11 protein-coding genes are annotated in these 12420 nt (G+C 36.9%); 9 read left to right on the top strand and 2 right to left on the bottom strand.

Annotated elements, in window-relative coordinates:
- Window positions 1–18 precede the first annotated feature (18 nt).
- The 4 genes from ABC255_RS25240 to rlmD all read left to right on the top strand — a co-directional run bounded on the left by ABC255_RS25240 (window position 19) and on the right by rlmD (window position 5321).
- The gene (locus ABC255_RS25240; RefSeq protein ID WP_412997771.1) at window positions 19–1563 is read left to right on the top strand and encodes a fumarate hydratase; all 1545 of its coding nucleotides are present in this window, start codon (window positions 19–21) and stop codon (window positions 1561–1563) included.
- 435 nt (window positions 1564–1998) lie between these two features.
- Complete coding sequence (locus ABC255_RS25235; protein WP_412997770.1) at window positions 1999–2967, top strand: nuclease-related domain-containing protein; 969 nt, start codon at window positions 1999–2001, stop codon at window positions 2965–2967.
- A gap of 63 nt (window positions 2968–3030) precedes the next feature.
- Entirely contained in the window at window positions 3031–3837 is an 807-nt protein-coding gene (pdaA, locus tag ABC255_RS25230) for a delta-lactam-biosynthetic de-N-acetylase (protein ID WP_335532447.1), read from the top strand.
- 98 nt (window positions 3838–3935) lie between these two features.
- Window positions 3936–5321, top strand: coding sequence for a 23S rRNA (uracil(1939)-C(5))-methyltransferase RlmD (gene rlmD / locus ABC255_RS25225; protein ID WP_412997768.1), 1386 nt, complete (start codon window positions 3936–3938; stop codon window positions 5319–5321).
- Window positions 5322–5482: 161 nt separating this feature from the next.
- Here rlmD and ABC255_RS25220 read toward each other — a convergent pair whose 3' ends face one another.
- On the bottom strand, window positions 5483–6403 hold the full coding sequence (locus ABC255_RS25220; protein WP_412997766.1) for a LysR family transcriptional regulator: 921 nt from the start codon (window positions 6401–6403) through the stop codon (window positions 5483–5485).
- Window positions 6404–6537: 134 nt separating this feature from the next.
- On the opposite strand from ABC255_RS25220, the gene ABC255_RS25215 reads away from it, so the two are divergent.
- The 3 genes from ABC255_RS25215 to ABC255_RS25205 all read left to right on the top strand — a co-directional run bounded on the left by ABC255_RS25215 (window position 6538) and on the right by ABC255_RS25205 (window position 9119).
- A complete protein-coding gene (locus tag ABC255_RS25215) occupies window positions 6538–6927 on the top strand; it encodes a hotdog fold thioesterase (protein ID WP_412997764.1) in 390 nt (129 codons plus the stop codon).
- Window positions 6928–7222: 295 nt separating this feature from the next.
- Window positions 7223–7717: a GNAT family N-acetyltransferase gene (locus ABC255_RS25210; protein WP_412997762.1), complete on the top strand. Its 495-nt coding sequence runs from the start codon at window positions 7223–7225 to the stop codon at window positions 7715–7717.
- Window positions 7718–7844: 127 nt separating this feature from the next.
- Complete coding sequence (locus ABC255_RS25205) at window positions 7845–9119, top strand: MFS transporter (RefSeq protein WP_412997760.1); 1275 nt, start codon at window positions 7845–7847, stop codon at window positions 9117–9119.
- 493 nt (window positions 9120–9612) lie between these two features.
- Here ABC255_RS25205 and ABC255_RS25200 read toward each other — a convergent pair whose 3' ends face one another.
- Window positions 9613–9747, bottom strand: coding sequence for a hypothetical protein (locus ABC255_RS25200; RefSeq protein ID WP_412997758.1), 135 nt, complete (start codon window positions 9745–9747; stop codon window positions 9613–9615).
- A 234-nt stretch (window positions 9748–9981) separates the two neighbouring features.
- On the opposite strand from ABC255_RS25200, the gene ABC255_RS25195 reads away from it, so the two are divergent.
- Window positions 9982–10233 carry a hypothetical protein gene (locus tag ABC255_RS25195; protein ID WP_412997756.1) on the top strand — a complete coding sequence of 84 codons (252 nt, stop codon included), beginning with the start codon at window positions 9982–9984 and terminating at the stop codon, window positions 10231–10233.
- 32 nt (window positions 10234–10265) lie between these two features.
- Window positions 10266–12410, top strand: coding sequence for a DUF3987 domain-containing protein (locus ABC255_RS25190; RefSeq protein ID WP_412997754.1), 2145 nt, complete (start codon window positions 10266–10268; stop codon window positions 12408–12410).
- Window positions 12411–12420 lie beyond the last annotated feature (10 nt).

Below are 12420 nucleotides of genomic sequence, written 5' to 3'. Positions count from 1 at the left end.
GGAAAGGGGTATATTTAGGTGAATATCGAGAAATTTCAGGAAAGCATGTACAAGTTAGTGGTTGAAACTTCTACAAAGCTGCCAAAGGATGTGCGCCGTGCAGTTAAAGCGGCTAAGGAGAAGGAAAACGCAGGTACCAGTGCAGCAATGAGCCTCGCAACCATTACAAATAATATTAAAATGGCAGATGATCAAGTCTCACCTATTTGCCAGGATACCGGATTACCAACTTTTAAAATTAAAACGCCTGTTGGTGTTAACCAATTAGAAATAAAAGAAGCAATTAAAAATGCAATCGTCATCGCGACAAAAGAAGGTAAACTTCGTCCAAACTCTGTTGATTCTTTGACAGGTGAAAACAGCGGCGACAATCTTGGTGCCGGTTTGCCAGTTATGAAATTTGATCAATGGGAAAAGGATTATATTGACGTTCGTTTGATTTTAAAAGGCGGCGGCTGTGAAAATAAAAACATCCAGTATAGTCTTCCATGTGAATTAGAAGGACTGGGAAGAGCTGGACGTGACCTTGATGGCATTCGTAAATGTGTCATGCACTCTGTTTATCAAGCACAAGGCCAAGGATGCAGTGCTGGTTTCATTGGAGTAGGTATTGGCGGTGACCGTTCATCTGGCTATGATTTAGCAAAGGAACAGTTATTCCGTTCGTTGGATGATGTTAATCCAAATGAAGATTTACGCAAGTTGGAAGAGTATGTTCTAGAAAATGCCAATAAATTGGGTATCGGTACGATGGGCTTTGGTGGAGAGGCAACGCTGTTAGGCTGTAAAGTGGGAGTCATGAACCGAATTCCTGCAAGCTTCTATGTTTCTGTGGCTTACAATTGTTGGGCATTCCGCCGCTTAGGTGTAAGTATTGATCCAGTGTCAGGAGAAATTAACGAGTGGATGTACCAGGAAGGCGATTTGATTGATTTCACGGAAACAGAAGCGGAAAAAGAAACAGCAGCTGCGCGTGCTAATGACGTTATTACGCTGCAAGCACCAATCACAGAAGAACAAATCCGCGAATTAAAGGTAGGGGACGTTGTTCAAATTAATGGTATGATGTATACCGGTCGTGATGCTATTCATAAATACCTGTCTGATCACGATGCGCCAGTGGATTTAAATGGACAAGTCATTTACCACTGTGGTCCGGTTATGCTCAAGGATAAAGATGGAGTTTGGCATGTTAAAGCGGCCGGCCCAACTACAAGTATTCGTGAGGAGCCTTATCAAGGTGACATTATGAAGCGATTTGGTATCCGCGCTGTTATTGGTAAAGGCGGAATGGGTCCGCGGACGCTGGCTGCGCTTAAAGAACATGGTGGTGTGTATCTGAACGCTATCGGCGGCGCTGCTCAGTATTATGCAGATTGCATTAAAGGTGTTGAAGGTGTCGACCTCATGCAATTTGGTATCCCTGAAGCCATGTGGCACCTTCGGGTGGAAGGCTTCACAGCTGTCGTTACCATGGATTCACACGGAAACAGTTTGCATGCTGATGTGGATAAGTCTTCTTTAGAGAAGTTAGCACAGTTTAAGGATAAGGTTTTTAATTAAGGTTTTTTTTGGGCAGGCTCCATTATGGGGTTTGCTCTTTTTTGTGTATGCGGATTGGTCGATTTGTAGATATATTCGGGAAATGTGTAGATAAATTTAAGATTTGTGTAGATATTAGGATAAAGTATGTAGATAACATTTATATTCTTGTAGATATAATTAAGATTTGTGTAGATATATTACCTTAAATACTGAATGTCTTTTTTGGGATCGTTCGGTAATCGGTCATATAGTAGATAAAAACGAGAATTGTGTAGATATCGTCGTAAAGTGTGTAGATATATTTAGATTTGTGTAGATATGTGGCCCAAGCGTATAAATACGTATTAACCAACTTGTTATAAATGTGTATATAAATTGAACAAATTATCTTATTAAAGGATAATCATATGTTCACCGAGAAATTACTATCCAAAACAATGTAGGAGGGATAATTTGTTTGATTTAGAACTAACCAAATCAAATGATTTAGTAAAACATGAGGCACTTGTTGGGAGACTAGATAAAAATCACCCGAAATTTCCAGAGGTATTAGGAAATCTTAAAAAGTTATCTGCTGGTTATCGAGGAGAAAAGACAGTTGATTACTTTTTAAAATCTCTTCCTCCAAAAAGGCATCATATTTTTCAAGGGTTGAGGCTGCCAATTGGAAAAAACTTTTTTCAAATCGATTCCCTCATGATGTCGGCTAAATCTGGTTTGCTCATTGAATCAAAGAACTACGCAGGAACACTTTTGTTTGAAAAAAATCAATTAACTCGCACTCTCTCAGGATCAACTGAAAGTGATATCTTCCAAAATCCCCTTACACAAGCAAACAACCATAAAATTCTTCTTAAATACTTCTTTGAGAAAAATAAAATTCCAGTAATTCCAATAGAACACTTAGTCTGTGTTGCTAATACAACATCAAACATAGTAATAAGCCCGGGATATATAGAGGCGGATAAAAGAGTTACGCGTGCAGAGAATGTTTTACAAAAGATTGAGGAAAATGACAAGTTCTATAACAAGGATGTAATTGATGATAAAACAATAGGTAAACTATGTAAATTATTAAAAACTCAACATACACCATTGATGACTGATATTTTACAAAAATACGGCATTCATAAAAGCGAAATAACCGGAGTGCAGTGCCCAAGATGTCTTTCTATTCCAATGCTATATAGAGGTCGATATTGGGATTGTTTATCTTGTAAAATGAAAGCTAGAGATCCCTTTATCAAAGCAATAAATGAATATTTTCTTCTAATCAAACCAACTATAACAAATCAAGAATTAGTGAAATTCCTTCAGCTTCCTTCTGCAAGAGCTGCTACTTATCTCCTTTCCTTATTAAATCTCCCTTATACAGGAACAAATAAAGGTCGTGTCTATCACCAACCACCCCTTTTTCCTTAAAATACTAATCATGTTTCCCAATGACAAACAAATACTATAAAAAACAAAATAGGGGGAACATGGATGAAAAAGTTGTTATGCATCCTTAGTTTGCTGCTGTTAATGGTACCTCAGGTTACATATGGTTACGTTCCCAATAAGCCGATCCATTGGGGATTTAAAAAAGCTGTGGATGAACAGCCGCCTGATGCTGGAGCGGAGTATGAAAAGATCCTTGAAAAGTATGGTGCTTTTTATAAGGGAGATCCAAATTCAAAAATCCTATATCTAACCTTTGATAATGGGTATGAAGCAGGATATACCGGTCAAATCTTGGATGTATTGAAAAAGGAAAAAGTTCCGGCAACTTTTTTTGTAACGGGACATTACCTATTATCGCAGCCTGAATTGACGAAGAGGATGGTCGATGAAGGTCATATCATTGGCAATCATTCTTGGCACCATCCCAATATGACAGAAATCAGTGATGAGCGAATTCGTGAGGAACTTCAAAAAGTGAAGGTTAAAACAAAAGAGATTACAGGTCAAAAGAAAATGAAGTATCTACGTCCTCCAAGAGGCGTTTTTAGCGAGAGAACGATGCAGATTGCGAAGGAAGAAGGCTATACCCATGTTTTCTGGTCATTAGCTTTTGTCGACTGGAACACTAATGCTCAAAGAGGCTGGGAGTATTCTTACCTTAACATTATGAGACAAATTCATCCTGGAAGTGTTTTACTGCTTCACACCGTTTCAAAGGATAATGCCGATGCGCTTGAAAAAGTGATTAAGGATTTGAAAAAGAAGGGCTATAAATTTAAAAGTCTAGATGAATTCAAACCGGAAAAGAAAGGTCTTTCAAAGATCATTCCGAGTTTCTGGAGAAAATAATTAGAAAAAGCTGGATTCGTGAAGAATTCGGCTTTTCTCTGTTAATAATGCTATAATACGGTGATATCAAACAGGAACCGGAATTTGGAGTGAACGAAATGAAAACAGATCAATCAATTAAAATACAAGAAAAACAGACCTTTCCTTTAACCATTAAACGACTCGGCATTAACGGAGAAGGAGTCGGTTATTTTAAAAAGCAGGTAGTTTTTGTGCCAGGAGCACTACCTGGAGAAGAGGTAGTGGTAGAGGCAACAAAGATTAACCCTAAATTTGCAGAGGCAAAAATAAAAAAGATACGTATTAAATCACCGCATCGTGTTCAGCCTCCTTGTCCAGTCTATGAGGAATGCGGCGGTTGTCAGCTGCAGCATTTAAAATATAGCCAACAGTTAAAAGAAAAGCGGGATATTATCATTCAATCGCTTGAACGTCATACCCGGTTTGCAGTGGATAAACTTGATATTCGAGAAACCATCGGAATGGAAGACCCTTGGGGATATCGGAATAAAAGCAGTTTTCAGCTCGCAGGTAGAGATGGAAAGGTTTTAGCAGGACTATATGGCCTTAACTCTCACCAATTAATTAATATTGAACATTGTGCGGTACAGCATTCACAAACGAATGAAGCAGTTAATGCTGTTAAAAAGATTCTAGAAGAACTAAAAATCACGATTTATAATGAAAAAACACGTAAAGGGATTGTTCGTACAATCGTTACCCGAGTAGGAGTGGAAAGTGGCGAGCTCCAGATTGTTCTTATTACAAATCAAAAAGAGTTACCCAAAAAAGAACAAATCATTGAGGAAATCAAAAAAAGACTTCCTAATGTGAAATCCATCGTTCAGAACATTAATGAACAGAAAACATCGCTTATTTTTGGAGAGGAAACATTGCCATTAGCAGGTGAAGAGTTCATTCAAGAAACATTGGGAGATCTCCAGTTTGAGTTATCCGCAAGGACTTTCTTTCAGTTAAATCCTGTCCAAACCATTAAGCTTTATAATGAAGTAAAATCGGCAGCGGCGCTGACTGGTAAAGAAAAAATAGTGGATGCTTATTGTGGCGTAGGAACCATTGGTTTGTGGCTGGCTGAACAGGCTGCTGAAGTACGTGGAATGGACGTAATTCCAGAATCAATAGAGGACGCAAAGAAAAATGCCAAACGTCACGGGTTTACCAACACTAAATATGTACCAGGAAAAGCAGAAGAGGTTCTTCCTAAATGGACGAAAAAGGGTTGGAAGCCAGAAGTGATCGTAGTTGACCCGCCAAGAACCGGTCTCGACGGGCAGTTAATCCAAACGATTCTACAAACAGCACCCGAAAAGCTCATTTACATTTCATGCAACCCTTCTACTTTGGCAAAAGATATCAATTTGTTAAGTGCTAAATACGAAGTGAAATATATTCAACCTGTAGATATGTTTCCTCAGACGGCACACGTGGAGTGCTGTTCACTACTCATATTGAAAGATAAATAAAGAAATGTGACAGTGAGCAAAAGCCCCCTTTTCCTAATCAAGGGGGCTTAAATGTTTTGGATAATCGAATAAAAGTGTAGAATTGTTTTCTGATAAATTTTTTCAGCAATAGCGCCCGATTGTTGAAGAACATTGCTTAAACCTTATTAAAGAAAAGCACCCTATTCGCTGTAACAAGTAGTCTCTGCACATGACCAGTCTCTTGCATGTTTCAAAGTAATATCGATAAACATTGATAAAGCTGGGGAAATCCACTTACTTTTGTGATAAACGACTTGGGAGAATATCTGTTTAAAGCCACCAACGCAGGGAATAATTTTTAACCTTCCTTCCTTGATTTCATCATTTACAGTCATTAATGGTAAACAAGCAATACCAAGCCCACTCATTACACAACGTTTCATCGCTTCTATACTCCAAAGCTCCATCGTTTGGGAAGGTACGATTCCCCGTTCTCTAAGGTATTCTTCAAACATCGTTCGATAGCTGCATTCTTTCTCATTCGCAATCAAACACTCGCTTATCTTTTGATTTTCATAACTGTTATCTAAATTATTCAGCGAGCAGTCAGGGCTTCCAACAAGTACAATAGGCTCGTCCAACAACGAATGGACAATTAACTCTGAATCCTGCAATTGTGGCATCATGACAAATGCAATATCCGCACTGCCATTAAGTATTGCTCTCTTGTTATCACTACATGTGGCGTTATTTAAACTGATGTTTACATGGGGAAACTTCTTTCTATATTCTCTTAATATTGGTTCTAGTCTGTATACCGTTAGAGATTCCGGAGCCGCAATCTTTAATTCCCCTCTCATATCCTCTCCATCACTGGTAATGCTTTCGATCTTTCCATAGGTATCTAAAATCTCTTGAGTATAGGGCAACAAATTTTTTCCAACATCAGTCAATCTTACCTTTCGACCCATCCGATCAAACAGAGGTGCACCTAAATGTTCTTCAAGCGCCTGAATATGAGAAGTCACCGTGGATTGAGTGTAACCTAAATGTTCTGCTGCTAGTGTGAAACTACCCGTTTCAATGACCTTTCTAAACGTAACAAAATGGCGTATTTCCATCATTTCACCAACTTTTATTTTACTATTACTTCTATAGTATCAAAAAAAACAATGGATAACTTCACAAAATTCAATTTTACTAATAATTAATTACGAGTTAATGTTAAGAAAAATAGAAAACAGGAGGATATTATATGAAGACGATATTGGATGCACTTGGAATTGAAATCGTTGAAGTGTCAAGTGAGAAGGTTGTTGCTACGATGCCTGTTCATGATGCAACCAGACAACCCTTTGGACAGCTTCATGGGGGAGCTTCGGTAGTCTTGGCCGAAACTGTGGCAAGTGTAGGAAGTTGGAATCTCTTGGATATGGAGAAAGAATATGCGGTTGGATTGGAGATTAACGCCAATCATATTCGTGGAAAGAGCGAAGGAACTGTGAGAGCTACTGGTTTTCCAATCCATAAAGGGAAAACAACCATGGTTTGGGAAATTAAAATTACAGATGAGCATAATGATAAGCTTATCTGTATTTCTAGATGTACAATGGCTCTGATCGAAAAGGATAAAGAAAAATTCTAATTTTTGAATAGATCAACTATTAATACAACAAAATTAAAGACAAAACTTAATCCCATAGCTTTGTCAGAAAGTTGATTTCCAAGGAATCACCCAAGGTTTTCCCCCGTTTCATGTAATTTCCTAGATTGTGATTCACGGTTCCAACTTGACCCGTAGATGTTACTTTAAATAAGGCTCTGTTAAATTCTGATTGTTGATTTTCTTTTTAAAGCAGGAACAACAGATTAATTCAATAGTTCCATTACAAAAATATAAATAGCATTCTTTTTACAAACACATTTGGAGGAGTTAATAAATGATTACGGTTTACGATGATAGGTACAAAGAAGAAGTCATTAAATTAATATTGTACGTACAGAATGTTGAATATGATGTGGGTATTGGTGTCGAAGAACAACCAGATATTCTAGACATTCAATCGAATTATATAAATGACGGTGGTAACTTTTGGGTAGCATTAAATGAAAACGGAGAGGTTGTAGGTTCTATTGGTTTACAAAAGAAAACCAATGAGGTTGCAGTATTAAAGAAATTTTTCGTTTATGAAGATTATCGTGGTAAAGAGTTTGGAATAGGAATGGATCTTTATAATGGATTACTTGATTTTGCGAGGAAACAAGGGTTTACTAAGGTAATTTTGGATACTCCATCTAAAGCTACTAGGTCACATGGTTTTTATAAAAAGGTGGGATTTAAGGAGATTATTAAAGAGGATTTGCCGATCAAATATGACTACCCTGATAGAGATTCATTTATTTTTCAATTAGATCTGTCTAAGAAGGAATATTAAATTATCGGGAATCTATAGGTAGAAACGGTAAAATAACACCATGAAGTGAACATAAAAAGTCAGACAAATATTTTAAGTATCTACTTGGGATTAGAAGGCATCTTACACTGAGAATGCAGGTGAGGTTTTGAAACGTATTCACTATAGCTGGTTTATTCTTTCCATAACATTTTTCTCAATTATTGTAGCGGGAATCGTCATATCTTCATCAGGGGTTTTCATAGATTCCTTCGAAAATGAATTTGGCTGGGATCGATCTGTTATTGCACTTGCTTTTGCAATTAGTCTTTTTTTATATGGCATATCAGGACCGTTTATAGCAGCATTATTAGATGGTATTGGGTTAAAAAAAATGATGATAGTTTCTATGGCAACACTGCTGACAGGTATCATGCTAACCTTCATTATGAATCAATCATGGCAGCTGATCATCATTTGGGGCTTTATTATTGGATTAGGATCGAGTCTTTTTTTAACGGTATTAAGTCCATATGTTGCGAATCATTGGTTTGAGAAAAGAAGGGGACTTGCAGTAGGAATATTAACTGCAAGTACGGCGACAGGTCAGTTAATTCTACTTCCTGTCTTAGCGATTATTATCAATAATTATTCATGGCGATGGGCGATTGGATTAATTATGATCCTTAGTTTCATTATGCTTGTCATAATCTTTTTATTTATGAAAAATTCACCGAAGGATGTTGGTATTCTTCCATATGGACTTGAGGAAGAAACACAAGAGAGCGATGAAGTTCAAAAGAAAAATCCTATTGTTATTGCTTTCAATGGTTTATTAGACGCTGTGAAAGTGAAGGAATTTTGGTTATTAGCCGGTAGTTTCTTCATTTGTGGGCTTTCAACAAACGGATTAATTGGTACACATTTTGTTTCTTACTGTATTAGTTTTGGAGTTCCTTTAGTTACTGCAGCTTCGTTTCTTTCATTTATGGGAGTTTTTAACCTAGTAGGAACAACCCTATCAGGTTGGCTGTCAGACCGTTTCGATAACCGATGGCTATTATTTTGGTATTACAGTCTAAGAGGGGCTTCACTCGTATTACTTCCTTATTCATTAAGTGAAGGTTCCATCACTATGCTGGTTATCTTTACTATATTTTATGGATTAGATTGGATTGCAACTGTACCGCCAACTATTAGTATCTCAAGACAAATCTTCGGCAAGAATAAAAGTGGAGTTGTTTATGGTTGGATTTTTGCTTCTCATCAGGCAGGTGCTGCAGTAGCTGCTTTTGGTGGAGGTATAATCTATAAATTTTTCAATTCTTACACTTGGGCGTTCTTCTTGGCAGGAGTTTTCTGTTTATTAGCAAGCCTATTTGTAATTATTATTAAAAAACAAAAATCAAGTCAACTAACTAAAGAAGAGATACTGAATATATAGCAATGCATAGATAAGCTAAAACTGATGTATTTACTTTACTCTTACCGCACAGGATAAATCGTTTATATGACAAAGTTTTTATAGATTCTGGTAAGCATCCTGTATTCGAGAGAATCTATATTTTAATTACCAAAAGGTGCTTTTCTGAAGTAACTAAAGCCTAATTTCTAGGTTCTGTAAGCAGGAAATTAGGCTTTTTTATGTGGATTTGCTTAACGTTGTATACCTGTATTTTCCTAATGCTATCTCTAATTATCTTTTTCCTTCTTTTCCCAACCTGCCCTTTACTTTAAGTAGAAATCTTCACAATCTCTTCTAAAATGTAACATAGATATCCAATTTTCTTTAAGAGTGTTCCTCCACAATCTGGCCCGTTGTTGAAGATACACAAGCCTTTATAACAAGTATTCCAAAAGCTATAAATAAAAGGCTACATTCTCCATACGTTTATCCCTATCTCCTTTTTCGTTTCTTTAAATCACTTCTGCCAACTTCATTTTTTATCCATCAACTTCCCTGCAATCAGTCCCAAAAGGATATTTGTAATTAATAATCCGTAAAAGTCACCGACAGCTATAAATGTAAGAACTCCAGCTACACCAGCAAATAATAAAGCATTTAAGGACATAAATTTCCTTCTCGCAAATCCTACACTTTTTTACAGCGTACAAATGATCTTTACTTATTTATTAATTACGGTAGACAAAGGAAAAGGTTTCAATAACCAAATGAAATGGTTTTTGCAGAAATTGTCGAGCGAAAGAAAAGTATTCCTTTAATCTTTCTAGCATATAACAAATTAAGGCAACATCATAGACAACAACAATTTTGCCTTAAAAATTAAGAGAGGTGGCTAGTAGCGATGAACCCTATTAAAAAGCTACGAATAGAAACGCTAAAATTGTCATTAAAGGAAATGTCGTTATTAACAGATTTAAGTTATGAAACGCTTGTACGGGTTGAAAATGGACGAGTTAAGAAGATACCGAAGAAAATGTTAGAGATATTAAATGGGCTTGGATATTGTGATGAGGTGATTTCTTTGGATTATGGGGAGTGGTTACATCGGGAACAGCAAAAAGTGAAAAACAGTTTTCATACATCCACAAAATGAAGGGAGATTTTATATGACGAGGTGAATTGCAAATGGAGGTTAACCCAATAAAAATTTTGAAACAACTTGAACTAGTAGAATTGTTTAAAGGAATCCCTTTAAAATTCATCCGCCTAGTTGGATACGCTGATCAGAACATGGATTATAAAAGAGCAAAAGCACCCATCGACAGAGACTTTACTCAGGAAAGTTATATGAATCCTAGTCGTGAAGCCTTGGGCGAGTGGATAGAACAGGGCGGTTGGCTTGGAATGATTGTTCCTGATAATCATATCTTAATAGATATAGACGACAAGCAAATAGGCGATTACATGTATCAGCAACTAATGAAAGACAAGGCTTCTTTTCATGCGATTCAAACACCGAATGGCTACCAATTTATTTTTAAAGATAATCGTAAAGTGACTAGGCAGACGGTTAAAACATTAACGGAGATTGGTATTGAAGTAGATTATCGTCTTGAAAATAAAGGTTATTTTGTAGTGCCTACAAAGGGCACTGAAAATCGTCGGTGGCTTTATTGTTGCAACGATCCACTAGATGATATGCCATTTATGTTTAATCCGATAAAAGACAAGCCCAAGGAAAGGGACATGATCCCTATTCCTATCATTGAAGGCTCAAGGAATCAAACGCTTTTTGAACATGCTTGCCGGCTACTTTATTACGGAAAGAAAGCCGATGAATTAAAGCAGATACTGATGTATATGAACAAGCACTTACTGAATATGCCACTTAAGGCAGCTGAAATAGAAAATATATTTAATAGCGCTCTTAAATACCATAAAAGAGACAGTCAAGAAGGAATCTTGCAACCATTCGAGATAAATGGGGATGAACATACCCCCAAGCCGCTTCCAATTACGAAAGTAAAGGCATTTCCGCTTGAAATCTTTCCAACAAGCGTAAAAGGTTTATTTACTGTTGCATCTAAAGCCATTTCTTGCCCTATTGACTATATAGCTGTACCATTTCTGTCAATCGTGGGTACGATCATTGGTAATACGCATGTTGCGGAAATAAAAGCGGGATATAAGAAAAAAGCTATCCTTTGGACATGTTCAATCGGTTCATCCGGATATGCAAAATCCCCAGCAAAAGACGTGGCATTAAAGCCATTACAGAAAATACAAGAACAACTTCATGAGGAATATGAACAAGCAATAGAAGAGTACGAATTAAATTCGGAGGAAGGCAAAACTTCAAAACCTGTCGTAAAGCGGGCATTTACAAGTGATGCAACACTTGAAGCAGTCATTGAATTAAACAAGGACAATCCTAGAGGGATTTTGTTTGAAAGTGACGAGCTTGCGGGATGGTTAAATGGAATGAATCAGTATAAGGGCGGTAAGGGCAATGATAGGCAACGATGGCTTAAATTATGGAACGGTACGGCTGTAACAAGCGATAGAAAAAGTGAAAAGCTTTATTTACCAAACCCATTAATAAATGTTACCGGTACTGCTCAACCTGACGTGATTAAAAGTATTCTAAACAATTATATTTCAGATGGGTTAATCGAACGTATATTATTTTGTTATCCAAATTCTTTTCCGCCGTATTGGAGCGAACAGGAAATCCCTCCTCAGCTTGAAGAAATCTATGAAGAAACACTTTTTAAATTGTACCAAATTAAGCTAACTGAAGAGCCAATAGTTGTTCTTTTTATAGGCGGGGCGAGGGAAATTTATGAAAAATGGCATAACGAAACTGTAGAGGAATCGGAGGATGCAAAGTTTACTGAGCTTCTAAAAGGACATTGGGCGAAATTAAGAGGTTACTGTATTTCTTTTGCACTCATTATCCATCTATTAAGACTAGCAGATGGAGAAAAAGAGAGTGAAAAAATAACCGAGATGGATATCCAGGGTGCTATTCGTTTAGCAAACTATTTTAAAAGTCATTTTTTAAAGCTTGTATCATTTGCTAATTCCGATATTGAAACACAACGTGTGATGAATGTATTGGGAAAGATCAAACAAGAAGGCGGGACTATTACTACCCGTACAGTATATTCAAATGGGTGGTGTGGAATAAGAAGTGCCGAAGATGCAAAACAATTATTCGAGTTGATTGAAAGTTATGGATGGGGAAATATTACTGTTCAAAAAAATTCGCATGGGAAAGATTCTGTGTTAATTACACTTACTGATGACGTACTAAGCCAGATTAGCTAGGTAAAGTGTA

The organism is Neobacillus canaveralius (assembly GCF_047237705.1).
In the GTDB taxonomy this organism is placed as follows: domain Bacteria; phylum Bacillota; class Bacilli; order Bacillales; family Cytobacillaceae; genus Neobacillus; species Neobacillus niacini_K.
Note: the sequence above shows the minus strand (reverse complement) of the source record. Positions and strands in the feature narration are given on the sequence as shown.